Consider the following 24,242-nt stretch of genomic DNA (forward strand, 5'->3'; position numbering starts at 1 on the left):
AGTTTGTTCTAGCGAGTAATTAGTTTCAGGAGCACGCAGCATGACAGCACTCGGCATCGGCCTCATCGGCACCGGCTATATGGGCAAATGCCATGCGCTCGCCTGGAACGCCGTTGCGGCCGTGTTCGGGGATGTTGCGCGGCCGCGCCTTGCGGTGCTGGCCGAGCACTCGCAGGATCTGGCTGAGCGCAAGGCGCAGGAGCTCGGCTTTGCGCGCGCCACCGGCGACTGGCGCTCGCTCGTATCCGATCCGGCGGTCGATGTGGTGTCGATCACCACGCCCAACGCCTTCCATCCCGAGATGGCGGTTGCGGCGCTGGAGGCGGGCAAGCATGTGTGGTGCGAAAAGCCCATGGCGACGAAGCTGGCAGATGCGGAGCGGATGCTCGCCGCGGCCCGTGCGTCCGGCAAGGTCGCGGCGCTCGGCTACAACTACATCCAGAACCCGATCATCCGCCTGATCCGCCGCTTGCTCGACGAGGGGCAGATCGGGGACATCAACCACATGCGCCTCGAAATGGACGAGGACTTCATGGCCGATCCGGAGGCGCTCTTCTACTGGAAGAGCGAGGCGGGTTCCGGTCATGGGGCGCTCGACGATTTCGGCGTTCATGCCTTGAGCTTGATCTGGACATGGTTCGGCGGCGTGCGACGGGTCTGCGGGCATATGACGAAACCCTACGCGGATCGTCCGGTGCAGGGCGGCGGGCGCCGCGCGGTCGAGACCTACGACATCGCCACCACCCTGATCGAGCTGGAGAACGGCGCCTCCGGGGTGATCGCTCTGAACCGCTCCGCCTGGGGCCGCAAGGGGCGCATCGCCGTGCAGCTCTTCGGCTCGAAGGGCACCATCGTGTACGACCAGGAGCGCATGAACGAGGTGCAGCTCTACACCGTCGATGGGCCTAAGGAGACCCAGGGCTTCCGCACCATCCTCACCGGGCCGCAGCATCCGCCTTACGACAAGTTCATCCCGGCGCCCGGCCATGGGCTTGGCTTCAATGACCTGAAGATCATCGAGTGCCGGGAGCTCATCCACCGCATCGATGGCGAGAGCGCGCATCTGATCACGTTCGAGGACGGCATCCGCATCGAGCGCACGGTGGATGCGATTGCCAGGAGTGCGCATGAGGGGCGTTGGGTGGAGGTGGAAGGCAGATAGAAGGCAGATAGAAGGATGTGCGACGTTGATCCGCGTGTCATCCCCGGCGCACGAAGTGCGGGAAGGGGATCCACTCGCACGCTCCACGGCTATGGATTCCCTTCCCCTCCGCTGACGCGTCCTCCCGGGAATGACAACCACTCCGTCATGGCCGGGCTTGTCCCGGTCATCCCGATCATGTGAAGCGCCGGGCTTTTCCTCATCGGGATCACCGGCACAAGACCGGTGATGACGGGGGGTAACTTTACGGCCATACCTCGGATGAGCCGTGAGAATGGTTGCTGGTCAAGACGTGGATGGCCGGAACACATCCGGCCATGACGATCCGAAAAACTTAAGCCGCGTGCGCCTTCACCACCTCGAGAAATGCATCCGCGTATCGATCGAGCTTGGCCTGCCCGACGCCGTGGATCTCGCCGAAGGCGCGCACGGTCACCGGGCGCTTGACCGCCATGTCGATGAGGCTGCGGTCCGAGAAGATCACGTAGGCCGGCACACCCTCTTCCTTGGCAAGGCGCGTGCGCAGGGCCTTGAGGTCGAGGAGCAGGGGGTCGTCGGAGGGCACGATCGATTCCGCTTCCATCCGTCCGCGCCGGCGGCGGCGCTCGGCGGGCTTCATAAGTACGTCGGAGCGTAGCTCGATCCGCTCTTGGCCTTTGAGCACGGCGACGCCCCTGTCGGTCAGGGTCCAGCGCCCGTATTCGGCGAGTTCCAGGCCGATGAGGCCGGCGGCGTAGATCTGTCGCAGCAGCGAACGCCACTCCTGCTTCGACCGGTCGTTGCCGACCCCGAAGGTCTTGAGCTTGTTGTGGCCGAAGCGCCGAATGGAATCCGTGTCCTCGCCGACGAGAATGCTGATGAGGTGCTCCGTGCCGAAGCGCTCGCCCGTGCGCACGATGGCGGAGAGAATCTTCTGCGCCTCGATGGTGCCGTCGAAGGACATGACACCGTCGATGCACAGGTCGCAATTGCCGCAGGGCTCGGTGGTTTCGCCGAAATAGGCGAGCAGGGTCTGGCGGCGGCAGCGCGGCGCCTCGCACAGGGCCACCAGCGCGTTGAGCCGCTGACGCTCCACACGCTTCTGCTCGTCCGCCGCATCGCTCTCCTCGATCTGCAGGCGGCGCAGGCGCATGTCGTCGAGGCCGTAGAGGGTGAGCGTGTCGGCGGGCGCGCCGTCGCGCCCCGCACGGCCGATCTCCTGGTAATAGGCCTCGATGGATTTCGGCAGGGCCGCGTGCGCCACGAAGCGCACGTCGGGCTTGTCGATGCCCATGCCGAAGGCGACGGTCGCCACCATCACCACGCCGTCCTCCTGCAGGAAGATATCCTGATTCTTGGCGCGGTCCTGCTGATGCATGCCCGCATGGTAGGGCAGAGCGCGGTAGCCGGCCTGGCTAAAGGAATCGGCCAGTCGCTCCGTGGCGTCGCGGGAGGAGCAATAAACGATGCCGCTCTCGTGCCGGTGCTTGTCGAGGAAGCCGAAGAGCTGGCGCTTGGAATTCTCCTTTGCCTGCATGGCGAGCCGCAGGTTCGGCCGGTCGAAGCCGTGGATGAAGAGGCGCGGCTCCTGCTCGAACAGCCGGTGCATGATGTCGCCCCGCGTCGCCACATCGGCCGTGGCGGTGAGCGCGATGGTCTGCACGTTCCCGAGCCGCTGGCGCACCTCGCCGAGCATGGCGTATTCGGGCCGGAAATCGTGGCCCCATTGCGAGACGCAGTGGGCCTCGTCGATGGCAAGCAGGTTCACGCCCGAGCGGCCGAGCCACTCGGTCGTGCTCGTATTCGCAAGCCGCTCCGGCGAGGCGTAGAGGATGCGCATGCGGCGGTCGCGCACCGCGTCGACCACGCGGCGGTTCTCCTCAGGGTCGTTGGCGGAGTTGAGGCTGCCCGCCTCGATGCCGAAATGGCGCAAGGCCGCCACCTGGTCGCGCATGAGGGCGATCAGCGGCGACACCACGAGGGTCAGCCCTTCCCTGGCCAATGTGGGCAGCTGGAAGCAGAGGGACTTCCCCGCGCCCGTGGGCATGACGGCCAGAACGTCCTCGCCGGCCAGCACCGCGCGCACGATCTCCTCCTGTCCTTCGCGGAAGGAGGGGAAGCCGAACACGTCGTGGAGGATTTTAACCGGATCGATCACGTCTGCCGTGTGGCCGATGAAGGCTTCGAGGTCAATGCGGCATCGGGAATCCGGAAAGAGGCCAGCACCCCACGGGCGGCCGCGATTCCCGTGGCGAAGGTGGCCTGCAACAGGTAGCCGCCGGTGGGCGCCTCCCAGTCCAGCATCTCGCCGGCCGCGAACACGCCCGGCATCCGATGCAGCATCAGGTGCCCGTCGAGTTCGCCGAACGGCACGCCGCCAGCGCTGGATATGGCCCGGTCAAGGGATTTCGCGCTAGTGAGCCTCAACGGCACGGCCTTGATCAGGCGGGCCAGAGCCTCGGGCTCGGCCGGCATGGCTGGGGATGCTTCCCGCAACAGGGCGATCCCGACCGGGCTTAAGCCCGCTGCTTTCCGCAGGAAGGTCGAGGCGGATTGCCCTTTTCGCGGGGTGCCGAGCTTCTTCAGCAGGGTCTCGCGGGAGAGGTCGGGCCTGAGGTCGATGTGCAGGAGGGCGCTGCCATCCCGCTCCATGGCGTCGCGCAGCCTTGCCGACAGGGCGTAGACCGCCCCGCCCTCAAGGCCATCCTGCGTGACGATGGCCTCGCCCCGAACGGTCGTGCCCTCGAAGGTGAGCGCAATGCGCTTCAGGGGCTCCCCCTCGTGGCGGCGCATGAAGGCGGACCAGGGCAGAGTGAAGCCCATATTGGCCGGGCGCAGGGGCCGGATATCGACGCCTCGTCCGGCCAGGAGGTCGACCCAGCTCCCATCCGAGCCGAGCCGGGGCCAGCTCGCGCCGCCCAGCGCCAGGATCGTGGCGTCGGGCCTGGCCTGCACGGGCTCGCCCGCCGCATCGGTGAAGATCAGACGGCCCTCCTCGTCCCAGCCCTGCCAGCGGTGGCGCAGGGCGAAGCGAACCCCGAGCCCGTCCAGCCGCGCCAGCCAGGCCCGTAGCAGCGGAGAGGCCTTGAACGCCTTGGGAAAAACGCGTCCGCTGGTGCCTACGAAGGTCTCCTGCCCCAGGCCCTCGCACCAGGCGCGCAGATCTTCCGGGCGGAAGGCTTCGATCAGGGGGCTGAGCCGCGGCTGCGCCTCGGCATAGCGGGCGAGGAAGTGCTCGAACTTCTCCGAATGGGTCAGGTTCAGCCCGCCCCGGCCCGCCATGAGCAGCTTGCGGCCGACCGACGGCATCCGGTCGTAGACCGTCACCGACAAGCCCGCGCGCGCCAGAGCCTCCGCGGCGATCAGGCCGGCGGGGCCGCCGCCGATGACGGCGACTTCGGTAGGAGAGGGGGACGGGAACATGCGGTCAGCTGACGCGGAGGTGAGAGGAATCTGGACCCTCACGCGGCAACATGGCATGCAGCGGCATCGGGTTCATGGCTCGAAGCACATGAACGCCAAAGGTTCTTTTTTCAAGAGGAGCGGCGCCTCAACGCCGCCCGAAGGGGAATGCGATGCGTGCTCTTTTCATCTCCGGCTTGATCGCCCTGGGGCTGGCCGGCTGCGCGGGCGACTCGGCCTTGATCCCCAAGGACACGATCCTGGCGAGCTCGACCAGCGATGCTGCCCAGGCGGCGACCCTCATCTCGGCCTATCGCGTGTCGAAGGGCCTGAGTCCGGTGACGGTGGATTCCCGCCTCAACAAGGCGGCGGAGCATCAGGCGCGGGTCGTCGCCGCTGCGGGCCGGCTCAGCCACGGCAGCTTCGTGAGCCGCATGGATCAATACGGGATCAGCGGCTATTCCGCCGAGAACCTGTCGGCGGGCCAGGACTCTGTCGATGGCGCTATCAGCCGCTGGAAGGCCTCGCCCGGCCATAACAGCAACCTCCTGATGCCCCAGGCCCGCAAGATCGGGCTGGCCCGCGCGGATGCCGACAACCGCTACGGCCGCTACTGGGCGCTCGTGCTCGGACAGTAGGGCCTCAAGGCACAAACAAGGTCATGCCGCGTTAGGACTCCGATTCCTCTCGCTTGCAGATTTCATGACCCAGCCACAAATACTCTCCTTCGCCATCGTCGCCGGGATGATGGCCCTCTTCGTCTGGGGTCGCTTCCGCTACGATCTCGTGGCGGTTCTCTCGCTCCTGGTGGCCGTGCTGGTCGGCATCGTGCCGGCCGACAAGGCCTTCGAGGGCTTCAGCGACGACATCGTCATCATCGTGGCGAGCGCGCTTCTGGTCAGCGCGGCCGTAGCCAAGTCCGGCATCCTGGAAGCGGGGCTCAACCGCGTCGGACCCTATCTTCGCACGACGCAGATCCAGATCGTGGTTCTGGTGGGCGTGGTGACGGTGCTCTCCGCCTTCGTGAAGAATATCGGCGCGCTGGCCATGATGATCCCCGTGGCGTTCCAGATCGCCCGGCGCACCAACACGCCGCCTTCGAGCTTCCTCATGCCGATGGCGTTCGGATCGCTTCTCGGCGGCATCGTGACCCTGGTCGGCACCTCTCCCAACATCATCGTGTCGCGGGTCAGGCAGGAGCTGATGGGCGAGCCCTTCGGCATGTTCGACTTCACGCCCGTGGGCATCGGCATCGCGCTCGCGGGCGTCGTTTTCCTCGCCTTCGGCTACCGCCTGCTGCCGCAGGGCCGAAAAGGGGCCGCATCCCTAGATGCTGCCCTCGACATCAAGGACTACGTGACCGAGGCCCGCGTGACCCCTGAATCCGATGTGATCGGGCAGACGGTGGCGGACCTTCACAAGCTCGCCAACGGCGAGGTGAAGGTGGCGGCGATCATCCGCAACGAGACCCGCAGCTCGAGCCCTCTGCCCGATGCAACCATCCGCGAGAACGACGTGCTCATGCTGGAGGGCGAGTCGGATGCTCTGGAGAGCGCCGTCGCCAGGGCCGGGCTGAAGCTCAGCCGCGACCACAGACAACCCGAAATGGACGAGGCCACGGACGAGATCGGGGCCATCGAGGCGATCGTCGGGCCGAGTTCGGTGTTGACCGGGCTGTCGGCGGAACGCATCGGCCTCTACGAGCGCTTCGGCGTTAACCTGATCGCGGTGAGCCGCAGCGGCGAGCGGTTCAAGGAACGGCTGCGCACCATCACCCTGCGGGCCGGCGACGTGATCGTGCTCCAGGGGAATCTGAAGCGGCTGCCGGACACCCTGCGCGACATCGGCTGCCTGCCGCTCGCGGAACGGGAGATCCGGCTCGGCAGCGCGCGCCGCAGCCTGATCCCGGCCGGCATTCTGGTCGTGACGATGGTGATCGTCGCCTTCAACATCCTGCCGGTGGCGATCGCGTTCTTCGGGGCCGGCGTCCTGCTCGTGCTGTTCGGCGCGCTCACCCTGCGGGAGGCCTACGAGACCATCGAATGGCCGATCATCGTCATGCTCGGCGCCCTGATCCCGGTCAGCGAATCGATTCGCACCACCGGCGGAACGGACCTGATCGCCGGCTGGCTGTCATCGGCCGCCAACATGCTGCCGCCGACGGGCGCCCTCGTGCTCATCATGGTGGCGGCCATGGCCGTGACGCCGTTCCTCAACAATGCCGCAACCGTGCTGGTGATGGCGCCCATCGCGGCGAGCTTCGCCGCCCAGCTCGGCTTCAGGCCGGACGCCTTCCTGATGGCGGTGGCGATCGGCGCGGCTTGCGACTTCCTCACCCCCATCGGGCACCAGTGCAACACCCTCGTCATGGGGCCGGGCGGCTACCGGTTCGGCGATTACTGGCGGCTTGGGCTGCCCTTGTCGATCATCGTGGTGGTGGTCGGCATCCCGCTGATCATGCTGGTCTGGCCGCTGAACTGATTTAAGGAAGGAAGGCGGCGAGCAGCAGGGTCGTGCCGGCCGCCGAGGTCGAGAGAGCCACGATCATGGCCCAGATGTGCAGCCGGTCCCGCTCCTCCTGATTGAGCAGGGGACGGTAGCGCGAATCCGAGCGGCCGAAGATGAAGCTGGCGTTCCTCGCCGGCCGCGGATCATGGGGCATCACGCAGAAGCTCGATCGGGCCACGGACCGCACCGGCTGAGGTTGAACGCTGTAGGACGGCTCACGAGACATCGGCGGGGTCATGGCTTGACGCTACACAGGAAGAGATCGTGACCAGACGCTCGCCCTGAAGCCATGAACGCGGAGTAAAGATGCAGCATCACTTGTCGGCGTCGTAAACCAAACCTTTACAAGCCGGTCGATCTTACCGGTGGACAAGTCCAGGGCCGCGGCGCAAGGGCGCTTTCCGTGCATGCCGTTCCGGCAGTGATCCGTTCTCGTCCGGTCACAGGAAACGGGTCGCCCGCCGGCGGGACTTGTGTCATTCCCTAGTTCCAGTTGCGCAGGGCACCCGAATGACACAAGCACCCGTCCAGAAGACCATGACCGCGTCCGACTGGGCGCTTCTGGTCGCATTATCCGTTGTGTGGGGCGGATCCTTCCTGTTCGTCGGGATCGCCGTCAAGGAGCTGCCTCCGCTGACCATCGTGGCGTCCCGCGTCCTGATGGGAGCGGCGGCCCTGCTGATCGTGCTTCGCATCCTGGGACTTCACCTGCCCCGCACCCGGCAGGCCTGGGGCGCTTTTCTGGGCATGAGCATTCTCAACAACGTCATTCCCTTCACGTTGATCGTCTGGGGGCAGAGCCATATCGCCAGCGGGCTCGCCTCCATCCTCAATGCAACCACGCCGCTCTTCACCGTGATCGTCGCGCATTACCTGACGGACGACGAGCATCTGACGGCTCAGAAATTTGCAGGCGTCCTTGTGGGCTTTGCCGGCGTGGCCGTGATGATCGGTGCTGCGGCCATGACCGCGTGGGATGCAAGCATCCTGGCGCAGCTCGCCGTTCTCGGGGCCGCCCTGTCCTACGGCTTTTCCGGCGTGTTCGGGCGACGCTTCAAGACCATGGGCATCCCACCGCTCGCCACCGCCGCCGGGCAGGTGACGGTGTCGAGCGCGCTTCTCCTGCCCGTAGCGCTGATCGTCGACCAGCCCTGGACCTTGAGCGTGCCGAGCACGGGCGCCGTTCTGTCCATGCTGGCCCTTGGCCTCGTCTCGACGGCCTTCGCTTATCTGATCTTCTTCCGCTTGCTGGCGCGGGCGGGAGCTACGAATGTGGGTCTCGTGACCTTCCTCATCCCGGTCAGCGCCATTCTTCTCGGCGTGCTTGTTCTCGGCGAGACCCTTGCTCCGCGGCACATCGCCGGCATGGTCCTCATCGCGGCGGGCCTCGTGCTGATCGACGGTCGGCTGGTCTCGCGCTTGAAGGGGCTCGTCAGCGCTAGCGCATCCTGCGGACCCAGCGGGCCGCGCCAGCGAAAAGTGGTCCCGGTTTTCCGCGCTGAAGGATGCGCCAGCCAAGAGAAGAAGCATCGGAATTGACCCCAAAAGTGCATTCCACTTTTGGGTCCGATGCTACTGAGCCGGTGATGCGCGGAAACGGTTGAACATCATGTCGGGCGCGCTGGTGTTGTGGCGCGACGGCACGAGCCGGCCCATCCAGGCATCTGTCGCCTTGCCGCCCTGAAAATTCATGATCATTTCCTCGCGCCAGGAACGGGCGCCCTCCTCCCGCACGGCGACGCGGGCCACGTCCGCGTTGAACTCGGTCACGTACATGGACCGCAGCCCTGCGAAGGGCAGGCCGGAGATCGCCTGATCGAACGTCACGTCGAGGGTCATGCGCTCTTCGTTTAGCGCCTTCATGGACACCGCCGCCTTGCTGCCTGTGGCCAAGGTGAGCGTAAAGGTCATGGTCTTCGGATCGAAGGCGACGTCCTTCAGGTTCACCACTGGCCGCTGGTCGAACTCCACAGGGCCGACCAGGAAGGAGGAGCCGTAGGAGGTCCAATCCAGGTGCTCGGGCGGAAGCGGCTTGATGCGCCAATAACCGTCGCCCGGATAGATCACGAGCACTTCGATGGCCTTGTCGCCGCGCTTCTTCAGGAGTTGGAGAAGGTGGATGTTGCGCTCGACCTTGTCCCCGATGGTCACGGTCACGTCGCTGGGGCGCCAGAATTCGGTAAAGGACAGGCCTTTGATCTGCACATCTGCATCCTCGTAGAGGGTGCTCATGGTCGGGTGCGGCTTGGCGGAGGTCTCCTCCGAGATATCCTCGCAGGCGGTCCAGTCCGGCTCCCAGCGATCCTGGCGCAGCGTGCCCATATAGGCGGGATGCACGGCCTCGATCTGGAAATGCTTCACGTCGGACGAGGCGAAATTGATCGCAACATTGTCCTTCTCGGCGCAGAGCACCGGCTCGCTGGTGTTCGTCACCTCGACCGCCAAGCCGTCGAGGGTGGCGGCGCCGGCCGCGGTGGCAAGGCCGAGGAAGCCGAGGGCGAAGAGCCGCGTAGGAAGCATGAGGATCATCCGGTGTTCTGCGGAAGCGGGGCTGTCGAGGCGGACAGATAGCGCATCGTGCGGAAAAGTGGACCCGGTTTTCGCTGACGCGGCCCATCGGATCCGCTCCGAACGATGTAGCCCGTCGAGGAAGGGGCACCCGACCGACTATGCCGGCGAGCCAGGTAACCTTTGCACCGAGGCCCGTTGATCCGTCATGGCAGACGTCACATCTCTGGCATTAGAGATCGGAACGTGCCTGTGCTAGGGTGCAGTCGAACCTGAAGCGTGGCTTCAGGGGCGGCTGTCCCGGGACACCCGATTTTCCGCCAAATATGAGGCTGTTTGCCCGAGTTTTCGATGATGCGCCTGACCTTGAGCCTGTCCGACAATCCCGCCCTGACCTTGGTCGAGCGGGCCATCATGGAGTTCCGCAGCGCCCGCCCGGTCGTGATCGACGGGGCCAAGGGGAGCGCGCTCGTGGTCGGCGTCGAGGATCTGGACGAGGCCAGGGCCGCTGAAGCCGGGGCCGTTGCCGGCGGCCACGCCCATCTGGTTCTCCCGGCGGCAAGGCTGCGCCGGCTCGGGCTCGAGCGGGAGGCGCCCGGGCGCGTGGCCCTGCCTGTGGTCGACCGCACGCGGGTGGAGACCCTGGCCCTCAAGGTGGACAGCCGCATCGATGCGCCGGTTCGTGCCGCCGACGGCCTTGACGAGGAGGCGCTGGAGCTCGCTCGCCTGTCGCTGGTCCTGCCCGCCGTGATCGTGGTGCCGCTGGCCACAGGCATCGACATCGATTCGTCGGTGATCCGCGTCCCGGGGGAGGCGATCCGAGGCTACCGGCGCGCCAAGGTGGCCGATCTGACCATCGTCAGCCGCGCACCCGTGCCCCTGGAGGGCGCCCCCACGAGCGAATTCGTGGTGTTCCGCGGCGGCGAGGGCCTGCGCGATCAGGTGGCGATCATCATCGGCAAGCCGGACCTCTCCAAGCCCGTTTCCGTGCGCCTGCACTCAGCCTGTCTAACGGGCGATCTCTTCGGCAGCCTCAAATGCGATTGCGGCGACCAGCTGCGGAACACCGTGCGCTTCATGGCCGAGAACGAGGGCGGCATCCTGCTCTACCTTGATCAGGAAGGGCGCGGGAACGGCATCGCCAACAAGATCCGGGCCTACAAGCTCCAGTCTCAAGGCTACGACACTTACGACGCCGACGAGGTGCTGGGGTTCGAGGCGGATCCGCGCCGGTTCGATTTCGCAGCCGTCATGCTCAAGGAACTCGGCGTCGGCAAGGTCCGGCTGATGACCAACAACCCCGAGAAGATCGCAGCCCTCAGCAAGGCAGGGCTCGAGGTGACCTCCGATCACCGCGTCCTGGGCCGCCCCACGGCGGAAAATGTAAGCTATCTCGCTGCCAAGCGGGATCGGGCAGGGCATTATATTGATCTCGAAGGCATGCTCGCCTGCTCGAGCAAGGACTGAATCCTCTTCCGTCGGAAGCCCGTTTGACCGCACACAGGAAGGGAGGTTCCTGTGGATCGCGCATGCGCTCCGTCACGACGAAACTCACATAAATCATTGCAGTCATTGATATTACCTCTGCAAAATCTCCCGAGCTTGCTACGCTTACAGGCCCCGTATAGTATACTATACATAGTGCCTGAACATGAGGAGACATCAACGCATGCTGCGTCAACTAACGCTTGCCCTGGCCATTGCCGGAGCCCTGACGAGTGCCGCCCACGCCCACGGAATCTGGACGGCCCAACGCCATGGCGATCTCGCCATCGTCTATGGCCATGGCGCCGGCGACGATGCCTACAGGTCGGAAAAGGTGAAAGGCGCCGTCTCGTATCTCGCCTCGGGCGAGAAGCGGGACAGCAAGGTTCTGCATCAGGCCAAGAACGCCCTGGTCGAGCCCGCACAGGATGCGGTCGCCCTGACCGTGATCCTCGACAACGGCATCTGGACGAAGGGTCCCGATGGCAAGTCGGTCAACAAGCCGAAGGGTCAGGTGTCAGGGGCTCAGTCGGCGAGCCACTCCGTCAAGATCAACACGACGATCCTGAAAAGCGGTGCCGCGCTGAAGCCGACCGGGCAGGGTCTCGAGATCGTGGCGCTTGCCGATCCCATGACCTTGAAGATGGGTGACGATCTTCCCGTTCAGGTCTTCGCGGATGGCAAGCCGCTTGCGGGCGTTCCGCTCTACGTCGATTACGTGAACGACGGGCATGCCCAGAGCAACAGGACGGATCAGGATGGCAAGGTGACGCTGTTCGTCCGCAACGACGGCCTCAACGTGATTGGCGTCTCCCATACGAAAATGACGCCTGACAATACGGAGATCGATCAGGTGAGCTATTTCGCGACCCTGTCCTTCACCCTGCCGCACGGCGAGGATTAGGCGCGGCAGAGCCGCACAGTTTCGGACATGGAAAAGGCTGGCCTCTTGCGCGAGAGGCCAGCCTTCTTGCTTAGAGCTGTTTCCACTTGCGTGGCATCATCTCTTCTTTGTTTTGCCGCATCTTCTGACGGCGAACTGGATCCACTTCGCCGAAAGATACTCTAGCGCGCCGGCATGCCGGTTTCGACGATCTTCGCCCACAGGGAGACGCCGTAGGGGCTCGCCTCGTCGTTGAAGTCGTAGGCCGGATGATGGACGCCCGCCGTGTCGCCGTTGCCCAGGAAGATGTAGGCGCCCGGCCGCTGCTCCAGCATGTAGGAGAAGTCCTCCGCGCCCATGAGAGGCGGGACGGTGGTGTCCACCGCATTCTCGCCGGCCACCGCACGGGCGACGCTGGCCATGAACTCGGTCTTGTCGGGATCGTTCATGGTGACCGGGTAGCCGCGGTCGTATTCGACCTCGGCCTTGGCCCCGAAGGCGGCGCACACGTTCTCGACGATAGCGCGGATGCGGGTCTCGGCGAGGTCGCGCACCTCCGGCGAGAGGGTGCGCACGGTGCCGAGCAGCATGGCCGTCTGCGGGATCACGTTGAAGGCCTCGCCCGCCTTTACGGTGCAGACGGACACCACCACGGATTCGAGCGGGTCGGCATTGCGGGAGGCGATGGTCTGCAGGGCCGTGATCACCTGGGCGGAGATCACCACCGGGTCGATGCAGTCATGCGGGCGGGCCGCATGGCCGCCCTTGCCTTCGATGGTGATCGTGAATCGGTCGGCCGCCGCCATCATCGGGCCTGGACGGATGGCGAACTGGCCGACGGGAATGCCCGGCATGTTGTGCATGCCGTAGACCTCCTGCACGCCGAAGCGTTCCATGAGGCCGTCCTTCACCATCTCGTTGCCGCCGCCGCCGCCTTCCTCCGCCGGCTGGAAGATTACCACCGCCGTGCCGTCGAAGTTGCGCGTCTCGGCCAGGTACTTCGCGGCGCCCAGCAGCATGGCGGTGTGCCCGTCATGGCCGCAGGCATGCATCTTGCCCGGGATCTTGGACGTGTGCGGGACGTTCGTCGCCTCCTCGATGGGAAGTGCATCCATGTCGGCGCGAAGGCCGATCACCCGTCCCGAGTCGTTCGAGCGGCCCCTGATCACACCCACGACCCCGGTCCGGCCGAGGCCGGTCACGACCTCGTCGCAGCCGAAGCTCTTGAGCTTCTCGGCGACGATCCCGGCGGTGCGGTGAACGTCGAACAGGAGTTCCGGGTTTTCGTGAAAGTCGCGGCGCCACCCGGTGATTTCATCGGCGAGATCGGCGACGCGGTTGATGATCGGCATGAAGGATCCTCGAGCAGAGAAGCAGGAACCCTCAGCCAAGCAGAGGCAGGGGCCTTCCGTCAACCGTTACGGCATCACGGGGCTCGGCTTTAGAACTTCCGGCGCAGGACGGCCTTGGGGCGGGTGGTGCGGAACTGCCCGCGCTCGATGGCGACGAAGATCAGCACCAGGACCACAAGCGCGGTGAACCACCAGACCTGCGTGGTGCCGATCCCGAGGCAGCCCAGGGCATAAGCACAGGTGAAAGCCGCCATGATGCCGGGCGCAACGGTGGCGCGATGGCTCCGGATCCCGACCACGGCGCGGTAGATCAGCAGGCTCCCGGCGACGGCCCCCACGAGGCCGAGCTCGTACCAGATCTCGAACAGCAGGGTGGAGGGGGCATTCCGGGGAACCAGGCCGAAGAGCCGTCCGCGCAGGGCGGTTTCCATTCCATGCCCTGTCAGCAGCCGCAGCGGCTCGTTGAGGACGATCTGGCGCCAGACGTCGAGGCTCACCGTGACCGGGGCCCTCGCGCCGAGCAGGCCCGCCGCGAGGGGCTTCAGGAGAAAGGGCAGGAGCGGGGCGAGCAGCAGGAGGCCCGCCATGACCAGCCCGGTCAGGCGCGGCCCGATGTTGGGGCTTGCGGCTGTCAGGACGAACACGATGGCGCCGGCGGCGAGACCGTAGAGGGGCAGCCCCTCCCGCGTGAGGAGGGCCGCAACCGCGACCGCAAGAGCCAGCGCGACGGCTTCCAGATTCCTGCCGCGGGAATGGAGCCAGGCGAGCGCCGGCCAGACCAGCAGGGCGAGCATGAGCATGCCGCGCTCGAGGCTCAGGCCTTCGGGGTCGAAGCGGCTGCTGCCCTGGAGCGCCAGGGGAATGCTGATCACCGCCGCCAGGCCCACGCCGACGGGCAGGAGATAGAGGTTGGCCGCGCGCATCCGCTCCGGAACGGCCAGATAGCCGCCGAGGCCCATGAGAATCATGCCCACGATGTTGAACAGCCGTTCTGACGCCTCGGGCAGGAAGGGCGTCCAGACCAGGGACAGCCCGGCCCAGAACAGCAGGACCAGTCCGGCAATCCCGCCCGTGGAGGTGGCGAGCGCCAGCATCTTCTCCCGGGCCTGTCTTGCGCTCCCGTCCAGCACCGAGGCGAGAACGAGGAGGATGACCGCGAGCGGCGCCATCACCACGAGGGCCCGCCGCGTGAACAGGGCCGCCAGGGGCACGGCGAAGAACAGGGTCGCGAAGCCGAGGCGCCGCAGCACGGCGGCGGCATCGGCGGAAGGGTTGGCCGTCTGGGAAACGGGGCGGACCATGCGGGCAGGCAATCGACCTTGGACGTTCAGGGACCGGGAGCCTAATGGACGAAGTCGCCAAATGCTGTAGGTGTCGTGCAACACATCCCGTTCCTTTGCGCCCTCTCCGGGAGAGCACGACCTCCATGGCATCGAGCGCCATTCCCGCCCGCAAGCACCTCCTCCTGGTCGGCGGAGGGCACGCTCACGTTCTGGCGCTGGAAGCCTTTGCCCGCGATCCCGCGCCTGGGGCGACGATCACCCTGGTCAGCAAGGACCGCCTGACGCCCTATTCGGGCATGCTGCCGGGACACCTGGCCGGAACCTACAAGAGGGACGAGATCCACATCGACCTAGAGCGCCTCGCCCGCGCCTGCGGCGTGGGACTGATTCTGGACCAGGCTGTCGGATTCGACAGGGCTGCCCGGCGCGTGCAGCTGAAAGGCGGCGGGGAATTGGCCTACGATATCCTCTCCATCGATATCGGCATCACGCCGGACCTGTCGGGGATCGCCGGGGCGGACGAGCATGCGCTTGCGGTCAAACCCATCGGCAGCCTGCTGGAGAAATGGGACCGGCTCGTGGACAGCGCCCTTGCGTCGGACGGACCCCGCCGTTTCGCCATCGTCGGCGGAGGGGCCGCCGGGATCTGCCTTGCCTTTGCGGCCTCTGCCTTCTTCGCATCGCAGGTGAGCGATCCCATCGAGGTCTCGCTGATCGGCGCATCCGAGGCGCCGGGGTTCAATGCAGGGATGCGCAGGCGCGTCGCGCGGGCGCTCAAGCGGCACGGAATCACCGTCCATGCCGAGGATTCGGCTTTGCGCATTGATCAGGATGGCGTGACGCTCGCGAGCGGCAAGTTCGTGCCGGCTGATGCGGTTCTGGTCTCGACCCATGCCGCGCCGCCGCCGGTGCTTGCCGCGACGGACTGGGCCAAGGACGAGAGTGGCTTTCTCGCCATCGGTCCCACGCTCCAGATCCTGAACGATGAAACCGCTTTCGCGGCTGGCGATTGCGCCACGATGGTCGCGCATCCTCGCCCCAAGGCCGGCGTCTTCGCCGTGCGGCAGGGGGCGGTGCTGGCCCGCAATCTGAGACGCGCCGTCCGGGGCGAAGCCCTCGAACATTACGTCCCGCAGCGCGATCACCTGCTGCTGATCGCAACGGGCGACGGCCGCGCCATCGGCGGACGCGGCCGGCTTCTTGCCTTTGAGGGCCGCCTCGCCTGGCGGCTGAAGGATCTTATCGACCGGCGCTTCATGCGCCGGTTCGGGTGAGCAGATCGCTGCTCTCCTTCGTCATCACCGGCCTTGTGCCGGTGATCCCGATCATGAAAAGCGCAGCACTCTTCCAATCGGGATGGCCAGGTTAGGCCCAGCCATGACGGGCGATGATGCCAATCACTTCTTCTGCCCACGGATGAAGTTGATGATGCCGGAGAAATCGTCGCCGTCATGGCCCGCATTGGCGAAGAGCGCATAGAGCTGCGCGGCCTCAGCGCCGAGCGGCGTGGACGCGCCGGATGCGAGCGCCGCCTCCTGGGCGAGCTTGAGGTCCTTCAGCATCAGGGCTGCCGCGAAGCCCGGCTTGTAATCGTTGTTCGCCGGCGAGGTCGGCACCGGACCGGGAACGGGGCAATAGGTGGTGAGCGACCAGCACTGGCCCGACGAGGTGGAGGCGACGTCGAACAGTGCCTGATGCGAGAGCCCGAGCTTTTCCGCCAGGACGAAGGCCTCCGCCACGCCGATCATCGAGATGCCGAGGATCATGTTGTTGCAGATCTTCGCCGCTTGGCCGGCGCCGGGCTCACCGCAATGAACCACCTTCTTGCCCATCTTGGACAGGATCGGCTCGGCCCGGTCGAAGGCTTGCTTGGCGCCGCCCGCCATGAAGGTGAGCGTCGCGCCCTTCGCGCCGCCCACGCCGCCGGAGACCGGGGCATCGAGGCTCGTGAGATTGCGGTTCTGTTCGCCGGCCATCGCATGCACCTTGCGGGCACTCTCCACGTCGATGGTCGAGCAGTCGATGAGGAGCGTGCCCTCCTTCACGGACGGCAGAATATCGGCCCAGACCGAGACCACGTGCCTGCCCGCGGGCAGCATGGTGACCAAGATCTCCGCCTCCCGCACGGCATCGACCGTAGAGCCGGCAACGCTCACGCCGTCGGTCTTCGCCTGATCGCAGGAGGCAGGCGACAGGTCGAAGCCGGTGACTTTGTGCCCCGCCTTGACGAGATTGGCCGCCATGGGGCCGCCCATGTTGCCGAGGCCGATAAAGGCGATGCTGGTCATGAGAATCCTCCCTTGTTGTCGTGTGATGATTGAGCGAGCAGCCAGAGCGAGCCTGCCGCCATGACGAGGCCGCTGCCGGCGTGCAGCAGAAGATGCATCGGGCTCTCGAAGCCGCGCTCCAGAGAAACCAGGACGACGTCGCCCGCCGGAATGAGAACCGTCAGTCCCAACACGGTGCCCACGGCGCGCCGGGTCGACAGGCGCGACAGGGCGGCGAGATAGGCGCCGAACGCAAGGTCGCGCAGGCCGATGGCCGAGACATAGGACAGGCCTGAGCCGTCGGGAGCAGCGATTCCGAACAGGGCGGCGCCAGCGCGCGGCGCGAAGACGAACAAAAGTCCGAGGAGCACGAAGACGCCCGACAGGGCGAGCACGAGCCAGGTGCTGGGCTCATGCAAAGGCAGTCCCGACCTTTCGCTCCGCCTTGTCATGCGCGTCGCGCCACCCACAGGGCTCCTGCCAGCGAGAAGCCGTAGAACCACAGCATCAGCGATCCGAACACTTTGTCGAGAGCCGGGTCGAGGCGCGGGAAGAACACCGCGAAATGCGAGCCCACGGCAGCCATGATCAGCATGCCGGGAACCGCGGTCAGGGCCATGGCCTGTATCGCGGCTTTTCTGGAAACTCGCAGAACGAGATGGACCATCAATCCCAGAACGAGGCCGAGTGCGGCTCCTGCCGCGAAGTTGAGCTGGAAGGGCCTGCGACCATCAAGGAAGAACCAAGGGCCTGCGAAGTGAAACAGCGCGAAGATCGCTGCAGCGATGCCGAGGCCTAGGCCGAGCGATTTAAGCGGGATGCTCATAAGGCTCCGACCTCATCCTGAGGAAGCGCTATTTCCCTCCCCCTTGTGGGGAGGGATCAAGGGTGGGGGTGTGAGCGCTGAACTGGACCAGTGTGACGCCGGCACCCCCACCTCCAACTCCTCCCCACAAGGGGGAGGAGAGTCATGGTGCGCTCTAATGAGTGGGCGGTCTTTCACAGTCATCGATTGCCGCGCCCCACCAGATCGCGCGCCACGATCAGGCGCATGATCTCGTTGGTGCCCTCCAGGATCTGGTGCACCCGCAGGTCGCGCACGATCTTCTCCACGCCGTAATCGGCGAGATAGCCATAGCCGCCATGGAGCTGCAGGGCATCGTTGGCCACCTGGAAGCCCACGTCGGTGGCCATGCGCTTGGCCATGGCGCAGAGCTTGGTGGCATCGAGCGCCTTGGCGTCCAGCGCCGAGGCCGCGCGCCAGAGGAAGGTCCGTGCCGCTTCCAGTTCGGTGGCCATGTCGGCGAGCTTGAACTGTAGCGCCTGGAAATCCGCGATGCGCTTGCCGAAGGCCTTGCGCTCGCCCGTATAGGCCAGCGCCTTGTCGAGGGCGGATTGCGCGCCGCCGAGGGAGCAGGCGCCGATATTGATGCGCCCGCCGTCGAGACCCGACATGGCGATCTTGAACCCCATCCCCTCGTCCGAGAGCCGGTTGGCCACAGGCACGCGCACGTCCTCGAAGATCACCGCGGCGGTGGGCTGCGCGTTCCAGCCCATCTTCTTTTCCTGCGCGCCGAAGGACACGCCGGGCATGTCCTTCTCGATCACCAGCGTCGAGATGCCGGAAGCGCCGTCCTCGCCCGTGCGCACCATGGTCACGTAGATGTCCGAGGTGCCTGCGCCCGAGATGAACTGCTTCACGCCGTTGACGATGTAATGGTCGCCGTCGCGCACCGCCTTGGTCTTGAGCGCCGCGGCATCCGAGCCGGAGCCCGGCTCGGTCAGGCAGTAGCTCGCGATCAGCTCCATGGTGGCCAAACGCGGGATGTAGCGTTGGCGCTGCTCATCCGAGCCGTAGCGGTCGATCATCCAGGCGGCCATGTTGTGGATCGAAAGGTACGCCGAAACGGCCGGGCAGCCGGTGGCGAGCGCCTCGAAGATCAGCGCCGCATCGAGCCGAGTCATGCCCGATCCGCCCACGTCGTCGCGGGTGTAGATCGCTGCCATCCCGAGGGCGGCCGCCTCCCGCATGACGTCCACGGGGAAGTGCTTCTTCTCGTCCCATTCGAGGGCATGGGGCGCAAGATTGTCCGCAGCAAAAGCAAGCGCCATGTCGCGGACGGCGATTTGATCGTCTGTGAGGGAGAACTGGGTCATGGTCCTAAATCGTCACGGCAGAGGCAGTTGTGCACCCCGACTTTGGATCTAGAGCATCTTTCGAAGAAGTGGATGCTCACGCCTGACGGCAGCCTTGGCGGCACCGCCAACAACCCTATCTGAACTTTGTAACGTCCTCGCGCAGGTCGATTCAGGAGGAGCTCATGCCGCAGGATGAACTCATTCGCGCCATCACGGCCGCCCTTGCGGATCAGGCGCAGTTGCGGGGGCTGTTTCTGGTGGGCAGCTTCGGCAAGGGAACGGCGGACGCCTTCAGCGACATCGATCTTCTGGCGATCGTCGAGGAAGCTGGAAGAGTTGAATTTCCAGCGGTCTGGCGCGCCACCCTGGAAGGCATCACCCCTGTGGTGTTCTGGAACCAGAGACCGATCGGCGGCACCCTCATCAATGCGATCACGGAGGATTGGACCCGGTGCGACCTCGCCATTCCGGCTGAAGCGGGGCTTCGTGGCCAGACGAAGGACAGGACCTGGGTTCTCATCGACCGGGGCGGCCTATACGACACTCTGCCGCCGCACCTCGCTTATGGCGGACCCAATGTGGCCAAGGTGACGTTCCTCATCAGCGAGTTCATTCGCATGATGGGTCTTCTCAGCGTCGGCATCGGTCGGGGCGAGTACTTCCTGGGCACCGTCGGGGCAGGCATGCTCCGTGATCATCTGGCGAGCCTTATGGTGGAGGAGGCGACCATCCCCGATCCGGGCGGCATGCTCCATCTGAGCCGACTGATTTCACCCGATCAGATGAGGGTTCTCACAGACCTGCCATTCCCCAAGCCCGAGCGCAGGTCGATCATCGAAGCTCACTTCGAAACGGCGCGCGCGTTCATGCCGCGGGCCCGCGTTATGGCGGCAAAGCTCGACATTCCTTGGCCAAATACCTTCGAGAAAGCGACTCTTCGGCATCTCCGGCGCAGATTCGGTGAGGAGTTCGATGTGAGTTGGTAGCGCTTGGCTCCACCAAGCTCAGGCACAAGCGAAAACCGCCGCTCTTGAGGCAAGAGCGGCGGCAATGCTTATTGCGAAGCGGCCTTCAAGCCGTCCTCACTTCATCGTCGGAATGGAGAATTCCGCGCCTTCCTTGATGCCGGACGGCCAGCGCGTGGTGACGGTCTTGGTCTTGGTGTAGAAGCGCACCGCGTCCGGGCCGTGCTGGTTGAGGTCGCCGAAGCCGGAGGCCTTCCAGCCGCCGAAGGTGTAGTAGGCGAGCGGCACCGGGATCGGCACGTTGATGCCCACCATGCCTACGTTCACCCGGGAGGCGAAGTCGCGGGCGGCGTCACCGTCGCGGGTGTAGATCGCGACGCCGTTGCCGTATTCGTGGTCGGAGGGGAGGCGCAGGGCATCCTCGTAATCCTTGGCGCGGACCACGGAGAGCACGGGCCCGAAGATCTCCTCCTTGTAGATGCGCATGTCGGTGGTGACCTCGTCGAAGAGGCAGCCGCCCATGTAGAAGCCGTTCTCATAGCCCTGCATCTTGAAGTCGCGGCCGTCGACCACGAGCTTGGCGCCTTCCTGCACGCCGATATCCACGTAGGAGCGCACCTTCTCCATGTGCGCCTTCGTGATCATCGGGCCGAAATCGGCGGACGGGTCGGTGGAAGGACCGACCTTGAGGGTCTCGACGCGCGGGATCAGCTTGTCCATGAGCGCGTCGGCGGTGGCGCGGCCGACGGGGACGGCCACCGAGATCGCCATGCAGCGCTCGCCCGCCGAGCCGTAGCCGGCGCCGATGAGCGCGTCCGCCGCCTGATCGAGATCGGCGTCGGGCATGATGATCATGTGGTTCTTGGCGCCGCCGAAGCACTGGGCGCGCTTGCCGTTGGCGGTGGCGCGGGAATAGACGTATTGCGCGATCGGCGAGGAGCCGACGAAGCCCACGGCCTTGATGTCCGGATCATCAAGAATCGCGTCCACCACTTCCTTGTCGCCGTTGACCACATTGAGGATGCCGGCCGGCAGGCCCGCCTCCATCATGAGTTCGGCGAGGCGCATGGGCACGCCCGGATCGCGCTCGGAGGGCTTGAGGATGAAGGCGTTGCCGCAGGCGATCGCCGGCGAGAGCTTCCACAGGGGGATCATGGCCGGGAAGTTGAACGGCGTGATGCCGGCGACCACGCCGAGCGGCTGGCGGATCGAATACATGTCGATGCCGGGGCCGGCGCCTTCCGTGAACTCGCCCTTCAGGAGATGCGGGATGCCGGTGCAGAACTCCGCCACTTCGACGCCGCGCTGGATGTCGCCCTTGGCGTCCACGATGGTCTTGCCGTGCTCGCGAGCGAGCATCTCGGCCAGCGGATCCATCTCCTTGGCGATGAGCTCGAGGAACTTCATCATCACGCGGGCGCGGCGCTGCGGGTTGGTGGCGGCCCAGGCGGGCTGGGCGGCCTTGGCGTTCTCCACGGCCTGACGCAGCTCGTCCTTGGAGGCCAGCGCGACACGGCCCAGAACCTCGCCGGTCATGGGCTGGAAGAATTCGGTGGTGCGTCCCGATTTGCCGGCAACCTGCTTGCCGCCGACGAAATGTCCGACCTCGCGCATGGCGTTTCTCTCCTGATGGGTGTTTTTCGTGCCCCTCTTCTATCATTGTTGAAATCGCACGACTATGGGTGAAACCGAGGCACCATTGTGCGAAAACGCCAATATTCGGGATTGTATGAGCGCATTCGATTGGGACGATCTCCGCTTCTTCCTGGCCGTTGCCCGCGCCGGCCGGCTGACGGCGGCTGCCCGCCAGCTGGAGGCGGACCACACCACCGTGTCCCGCCGCATCTCGGCCCTCGAATCGTCGCTCAAGGCCAAGCTCTTCGAGCGCAGCCCGCAAGGATACACCCTGACCGAACAGGGCGAGCGGTTGCTGAAGCACGCCGAGACCATGGAGACCCAGGCGCTGGCGGTGGCAAGCGAACTCGGCGGCGCGGACCTTGCGCTCTCCGGCACCGTGCGCATCGGCGCGCCGGACGGGATCGGCACCTATTTTCTTGCCCCCGAGCTGGGGGCGCTGGCCGAGCGGCACCCGGGGTTGACCCTCCAGCTCGTTGCGCTGCCGCGCACCTTCTCGCTCTCCAAGCGCGAGGCCGACATCGCCGTCACCCTGGAGCAGCCGACCGAGGGGCGCCTCGTCTCGCGCAAGCTCACCGATTACCGGCTTCGACTCTATGCCTCGAAAGATTATCTCGCCCGTCACGGGCCGATTGCGGAGCTTGCAGACCTCTCGGGCAAAACCCTCGTGACCTACGTGGCCGACCTGCTCTACAGCCCGGTGCTCGACTATTTTTCGGCCATCGAGAAATTCACCTCCCGCCGGTTCGAGTGCGCCAGCGTGGTGGCGCAGGCCGAGGCCGTGCGGGCGGGAATCGGCATCGGCATCCTGCACGACTACGCCGTGCGGTCCTTCCCGGAGCTCGAAGTCGTTCTGCCGGAGGTCTCGTATCTTCGCACCTACTGGCTCGTGACCCATGCGGATGTCCGGAACCTGCGTCGAGTCGAGGAGGTCTATTCCTTCATCCTGAGCCGCGTGAGGGCCAATCGAGGGCTGTTTGTCTGAGGCCCCAACCGCCTCCCTCCCCCTTGCGGGGAGGGATCGAGGGTGAGGGTCGTAGTGTTGGAGTGCTTGCTTCATTCAGCGCGCTTGAGGGCCGCTACAATGCCTTCCCTCTCCCACCCGGGAGAGGGAGACCCGCGCTTCACCCGGCTGCCGCTCACCCGGCCACACCACCCCCACCCGAGCGCTACCGCGCCCACCCTCCCCGCAAGGGGGAGGGAAAGGGGTATTGCGCTCTCCAGGGCTTCACGAAGTCTCCTCAACCCACTAAGTCAAACCGAAACGAACCCCACGGAGATCCCGATGCCCTCCAAGCTCGACCAATTGCGCGCCATGACGGTCGTCGTTGCCGATACCGGCGACCTTGATGCGGTGCGCCGCCTGAAGCCCCAGGACTGCACCACCAACCCGACCCTGCTCCTGAAGGCGGTCGAGACCCCGGCCTATGGCCACATCGTCGACGAGGCCCTCGCCTGGGGCCGTTCCCAGGGCGGCTCCCGCGAGGGCGTGGTGGCTGCCATCTGCGACCGTCTCGCCGTCGCTTTCGGGGCGGAACTCGCCGGCATCGTGCCGGGCCGCGTCTCGACGGAGGTGGATGCGGACCTCTCCTTCGACACGGAGGCGACGGTCGCCAAGGCACGGGCCATCATCAAGGCCTACGAGGAGCGCGGCATCGGGCGCGAGCAGATTCTCATCAAGATCGCCGCCACCTGGGAGGGCATCCGCGCCGCGGAAGTGCTCCAAAAGGAAGGCATCGACTGCAATCTCACGCTTCTCTTCAGCCAAGTGCAGGCCCAGGCCTGCGCGGAAGCGGGCGTGTTTCTCATCTCGCCCTTCGTCGGCCGCATCCTCGACTGGCACGTGAAGGCGGGCGGCGGACCCTATACCGGCGAGACGGATCCCGGCGTGCTGTCCGTGCGCAAGATCTATGCGTCGTACAAGGCGCAGGGCATCAGGACCGTGGTGATGGGCGCCTCCTTCCGCAACATCGGCGAGATCGAAGCGCTCGCGGGCTGCGACCGCCTCACCATCTCTCCCGCGCTTCTCGACGAGCTGGCAAACGCGCAGGGCGAGTTGCCGCGCAAGCTGTCACCGGAGGGTGTCGAAAAGATCGCGCCGCTGCCGCGCACGGACGAGAAGAGCTTCCGCTTCGCCATGAACGAGGATGCGATGGCATCCGAAAAGCTCTCGGAAGGCATCCGTTCGTTCGTGAAGGATTTGCGGTCGCTGCGCAGCCTCGTGGCGCAGCGGTTGGAGGAGAAGGAGGCGGCCTGACACCGCCTCCCGCTTTAGCATATCAGAGCCGGCTCAACGGTTGTCGGGCCGGCTTCTCACCGCCTGCAAGCCCTGCCGCGTGATGCGGTAGGGCCCGCCGTTTGTGGAGGCGATGAGCCCTTTCTGGCGCAGCGCCTTGGACAGATCGAGGGTGCAGAGTGACAGGAGCCACCCCTCGCGGGTGAGACATTCGATGTCGGAGATGCGGCCGGTGTCGTCCTTGTAATGACGGATGACCCCGCCCTGCGCGAGCACGTGGAGCACGCGCTGCCCATTGCGTGAAACGTTCACGGGAATAACCTGAAGCTTTGATGATGGTGTCGGAGAGTGCGCGCACGTGCGCGTTCGGCTGAATCGTCAGCCGCTGCCCGCTGTACTGCCAGCGGGCCTTACCGGGTCTCGGTCTCTCCGCGCATA

The 24,242-nt window shown here is 65.7% G+C and carries 22 protein-coding genes; 10 read left to right on the forward strand and 12 right to left on the reverse strand.

What is annotated here, in order from left to right; genetic code table 11:
• Positions 1-40: 40 nt before the first annotated feature.
• Entirely contained in the window at positions 41-1,162 is a 1,122-nt protein-coding gene (locus AC0QTX_RS11750) for a Gfo/Idh/MocA family protein (protein ID WP_474604011.1), read from the forward strand.
• 334 nt (positions 1,163-1,496) lie between these two features.
• Here the strand turns inward: AC0QTX_RS11750 and recQ are convergent, their stop codons facing one another.
• Together recQ and AC0QTX_RS11760 are read right to left on the reverse strand one after the other, a co-directional pair.
• Positions 1,497-3,299, reverse strand: coding sequence for a DNA helicase RecQ (recQ, locus tag AC0QTX_RS11755; RefSeq protein ID WP_474604012.1), 1,803 nt, complete (start codon positions 3,297-3,299; stop codon positions 1,497-1,499).
• Positions 3,296-4,564, reverse strand: a complete 1,269-nt coding sequence (locus AC0QTX_RS11760) for a BaiN/RdsA family NAD(P)/FAD-dependent oxidoreductase (RefSeq protein WP_474604013.1) — start codon at positions 4,562-4,564, stop codon at positions 3,296-3,298. Before AC0QTX_RS11760 ends, recQ begins: the two co-directional genes overlap by 4 nt.
• A 152-nt stretch (positions 4,565-4,716) precedes the next feature.
• Here AC0QTX_RS11760 and AC0QTX_RS11765 point away from each other — a divergent pair, with 152 nt between their 5' ends.
• The gene (locus AC0QTX_RS11765) at positions 4,717-5,181 is read left to right on the forward strand and encodes a CAP domain-containing protein (protein WP_474604014.1); all 465 of its coding nucleotides are present in this window, start codon (positions 4,717-4,719) and stop codon (positions 5,179-5,181) included.
• Between the two features lie 64 nt (positions 5,182-5,245).
• Entirely contained in the window at positions 5,246-7,024 is a 1,779-nt protein-coding gene (locus AC0QTX_RS11770) for an SLC13 family permease (protein WP_474604015.1), read from the forward strand.
• A 1-nt stretch (position 7,025) separates the two neighbouring features.
• Here AC0QTX_RS11770 and AC0QTX_RS11775 read toward each other — a convergent pair whose 3' ends face one another.
• A complete protein-coding gene (locus tag AC0QTX_RS11775) occupies positions 7,026-7,277 on the reverse strand; it encodes a hypothetical protein (protein ID WP_474604016.1) in 252 nt (83 codons plus the stop codon).
• A gap of 284 nt (positions 7,278-7,561) precedes the next feature.
• Here AC0QTX_RS11775 and AC0QTX_RS11780 point away from each other — a divergent pair, with 284 nt between their 5' ends.
• Entirely contained in the window at positions 7,562-8,590 is a 1,029-nt protein-coding gene (locus tag AC0QTX_RS11780) for a DMT family transporter (protein WP_474604017.1), read from the forward strand.
• Between the two features lie 33 nt (positions 8,591-8,623).
• Here the strand turns inward: AC0QTX_RS11780 and AC0QTX_RS11785 are convergent, their stop codons facing one another.
• The gene (locus AC0QTX_RS11785; RefSeq protein WP_474604018.1) at positions 8,624-9,571 is read right to left on the reverse strand and encodes a hypothetical protein; all 948 of its coding nucleotides are present in this window, start codon (positions 9,569-9,571) and stop codon (positions 8,624-8,626) included.
• A gap of 342 nt (positions 9,572-9,913) precedes the next feature.
• Between AC0QTX_RS11785 and ribA the strand changes: the two genes are divergently transcribed.
• Positions 9,914-11,026 (forward strand): GTP cyclohydrolase II RibA, encoded by a 1,113-nt coding sequence (gene ribA / locus AC0QTX_RS11790; RefSeq protein WP_474604112.1) that lies wholly within the window; start codon positions 9,914-9,916, stop codon positions 11,024-11,026.
• A 202-nt stretch (positions 11,027-11,228) separates the two neighbouring features.
• Positions 11,229-11,948, forward strand: coding sequence for a DUF4198 domain-containing protein (locus AC0QTX_RS11795; protein ID WP_474604019.1), 720 nt, complete (start codon positions 11,229-11,231; stop codon positions 11,946-11,948).
• Positions 11,949-12,109: 161 nt separating this feature from the next.
• Here the strand turns inward: AC0QTX_RS11795 and AC0QTX_RS11800 are convergent, their stop codons facing one another.
• Together AC0QTX_RS11800 and AC0QTX_RS11805 are read right to left on the reverse strand one after the other, a co-directional pair.
• The gene (locus AC0QTX_RS11800) at positions 12,110-13,279 is read right to left on the reverse strand and encodes a M20 aminoacylase family protein (protein ID WP_474604020.1); all 1,170 of its coding nucleotides are present in this window, start codon (positions 13,277-13,279) and stop codon (positions 12,110-12,112) included.
• Between the two features lie 89 nt (positions 13,280-13,368).
• The gene (locus AC0QTX_RS11805; RefSeq protein ID WP_474604021.1) at positions 13,369-14,580 is read right to left on the reverse strand and encodes a peptide ABC transporter permease; all 1,212 of its coding nucleotides are present in this window, start codon (positions 14,578-14,580) and stop codon (positions 13,369-13,371) included.
• A gap of 125 nt (positions 14,581-14,705) precedes the next feature.
• Here AC0QTX_RS11805 and AC0QTX_RS11810 point away from each other — a divergent pair, with 125 nt between their 5' ends.
• The gene (locus tag AC0QTX_RS11810) at positions 14,706-15,836 is read left to right on the forward strand and encodes an FAD-dependent oxidoreductase (protein ID WP_474604022.1); all 1,131 of its coding nucleotides are present in this window, start codon (positions 14,706-14,708) and stop codon (positions 15,834-15,836) included.
• A gap of 123 nt (positions 15,837-15,959) precedes the next feature.
• Here AC0QTX_RS11810 and mmsB read toward each other — a convergent pair whose 3' ends face one another.
• From mmsB to AC0QTX_RS11830, 4 genes are all read right to left on the reverse strand, one after another.
• Positions 15,960-16,850, reverse strand: coding sequence for a 3-hydroxyisobutyrate dehydrogenase (mmsB, locus tag AC0QTX_RS11815; RefSeq protein ID WP_474604023.1), 891 nt, complete (start codon positions 16,848-16,850; stop codon positions 15,960-15,962).
• Positions 16,847-17,248 carry a DUF4267 domain-containing protein gene (locus AC0QTX_RS11820; RefSeq protein WP_474604024.1) on the reverse strand — a complete coding sequence of 134 codons (402 nt, stop codon included), beginning with the start codon at positions 17,246-17,248 and terminating at the stop codon, positions 16,847-16,849. The genes mmsB and AC0QTX_RS11820 overlap by 4 nt, the downstream gene beginning before the upstream one ends.
• A gap of 29 nt (positions 17,249-17,277) precedes the next feature.
• Positions 17,278-17,655, reverse strand: a complete 378-nt coding sequence (locus AC0QTX_RS11825) for a DUF5367 family protein (protein ID WP_474604025.1) — start codon at positions 17,653-17,655, stop codon at positions 17,278-17,280.
• A gap of 179 nt (positions 17,656-17,834) precedes the next feature.
• Complete coding sequence (locus AC0QTX_RS11830) at positions 17,835-18,986, reverse strand: isobutyryl-CoA dehydrogenase (protein WP_474604026.1); 1,152 nt, start codon at positions 18,984-18,986, stop codon at positions 17,835-17,837.
• A gap of 164 nt (positions 18,987-19,150) precedes the next feature.
• On the opposite strand from AC0QTX_RS11830, the gene AC0QTX_RS11835 reads away from it, so the two are divergent.
• The gene (locus AC0QTX_RS11835; protein ID WP_474604027.1) at positions 19,151-19,954 is read left to right on the forward strand and encodes a nucleotidyltransferase domain-containing protein; all 804 of its coding nucleotides are present in this window, start codon (positions 19,151-19,153) and stop codon (positions 19,952-19,954) included.
• A gap of 96 nt (positions 19,955-20,050) precedes the next feature.
• Here the strand turns inward: AC0QTX_RS11835 and AC0QTX_RS11840 are convergent, their stop codons facing one another.
• Entirely contained in the window at positions 20,051-21,547 is a 1,497-nt protein-coding gene (locus tag AC0QTX_RS11840; protein ID WP_474604028.1) for a CoA-acylating methylmalonate-semialdehyde dehydrogenase, read from the reverse strand.
• 115 nt (positions 21,548-21,662) lie between these two features.
• Here AC0QTX_RS11840 and AC0QTX_RS11845 point away from each other — a divergent pair, with 115 nt between their 5' ends.
• Positions 21,663-22,553 (forward strand): LysR family transcriptional regulator, encoded by an 891-nt coding sequence (locus tag AC0QTX_RS11845; RefSeq protein ID WP_474604029.1) that lies wholly within the window; start codon positions 21,663-21,665, stop codon positions 22,551-22,553.
• Positions 22,554-22,853: 300 nt separating this feature from the next.
• Positions 22,854-23,825, forward strand: a complete 972-nt coding sequence (gene tal, locus AC0QTX_RS11850) for a transaldolase (protein WP_474604030.1) — start codon at positions 22,854-22,856, stop codon at positions 23,823-23,825.
• 33 nt (positions 23,826-23,858) lie between these two features.
• On the opposite strand, the gene AC0QTX_RS11855 is transcribed toward tal, so the two are convergent.
• Positions 23,859-24,116, reverse strand: a complete 258-nt coding sequence (locus AC0QTX_RS11855) for a YjhX family toxin (RefSeq protein ID WP_474604031.1) — start codon at positions 24,114-24,116, stop codon at positions 23,859-23,861.
• Positions 24,117-24,242: the final 126 nt, after the last annotated feature.

It is taken from the genome of Microvirga sp. jy35 (assembly GCF_056148915.1).

Excerpts from the sequence above, each read along its gene's own strand:
- AC0QTX_RS11750 (WP_474604011.1), top strand. The coding sequence starts at position 41 with ATGACAGCACTCGGCATCGGCCTCATCGGCACCGGCTATATGGGCAAA.
- AC0QTX_RS11760 (WP_474604013.1), bottom strand. The coding sequence starts at position 4,564 with ATGTTCCCGTCCCCCTCTCCTACCGAAGTCGCCGTCATCGGCGGCGGC.
- AC0QTX_RS11765 (WP_474604014.1), top strand. The coding sequence starts at position 4,717 with ATGCGTGCTCTTTTCATCTCCGGCTTGATCGCCCTGGGGCTGGCCGGC.
- AC0QTX_RS11770 (WP_474604015.1), top strand. The coding sequence starts at position 5,246 with ATGACCCAGCCACAAATACTCTCCTTCGCCATCGTCGCCGGGATGATG.
- AC0QTX_RS11775 (WP_474604016.1), bottom strand. The coding sequence starts at position 7,277 with ATGTCTCGTGAGCCGTCCTACAGCGTTCAACCTCAGCCGGTGCGGTCC.
- AC0QTX_RS11780 (WP_474604017.1), top strand. The coding sequence starts at position 7,562 with ATGACACAAGCACCCGTCCAGAAGACCATGACCGCGTCCGACTGGGCG.
- AC0QTX_RS11785 (WP_474604018.1), bottom strand. The coding sequence starts at position 9,571 with ATGCTTCCTACGCGGCTCTTCGCCCTCGGCTTCCTCGGCCTTGCCACC.
- ribA (WP_474604112.1), top strand. The coding sequence starts at position 9,914 with ATGCGCCTGACCTTGAGCCTGTCCGACAATCCCGCCCTGACCTTGGTC.
- AC0QTX_RS11795 (WP_474604019.1), top strand. The coding sequence starts at position 11,229 with ATGCTGCGTCAACTAACGCTTGCCCTGGCCATTGCCGGAGCCCTGACG.
- AC0QTX_RS11800 (WP_474604020.1), bottom strand. The coding sequence starts at position 13,279 with ATGCCGATCATCAACCGCGTCGCCGATCTCGCCGATGAAATCACCGGG.
- AC0QTX_RS11805 (WP_474604021.1), bottom strand. The coding sequence starts at position 14,580 with ATGGTCCGCCCCGTTTCCCAGACGGCCAACCCTTCCGCCGATGCCGCC.
- AC0QTX_RS11810 (WP_474604022.1), top strand. The coding sequence starts at position 14,706 with ATGGCATCGAGCGCCATTCCCGCCCGCAAGCACCTCCTCCTGGTCGGC.
- mmsB (WP_474604023.1), bottom strand. The coding sequence starts at position 16,850 with ATGACCAGCATCGCCTTTATCGGCCTCGGCAACATGGGCGGCCCCATG.
- AC0QTX_RS11825 (WP_474604025.1), bottom strand. The coding sequence starts at position 17,655 with ATGAGCATCCCGCTTAAATCGCTCGGCCTAGGCCTCGGCATCGCTGCA.
- AC0QTX_RS11830 (WP_474604026.1), bottom strand. The coding sequence starts at position 18,986 with ATGACCCAGTTCTCCCTCACAGACGATCAAATCGCCGTCCGCGACATG.
- AC0QTX_RS11835 (WP_474604027.1), top strand. The coding sequence starts at position 19,151 with ATGCCGCAGGATGAACTCATTCGCGCCATCACGGCCGCCCTTGCGGAT.
- AC0QTX_RS11840 (WP_474604028.1), bottom strand. The coding sequence starts at position 21,547 with ATGCGCGAGGTCGGACATTTCGTCGGCGGCAAGCAGGTTGCCGGCAAA.
- AC0QTX_RS11845 (WP_474604029.1), top strand. The coding sequence starts at position 21,663 with ATGAGCGCATTCGATTGGGACGATCTCCGCTTCTTCCTGGCCGTTGCC.
- tal (WP_474604030.1), top strand. The coding sequence starts at position 22,854 with ATGCCCTCCAAGCTCGACCAATTGCGCGCCATGACGGTCGTCGTTGCC.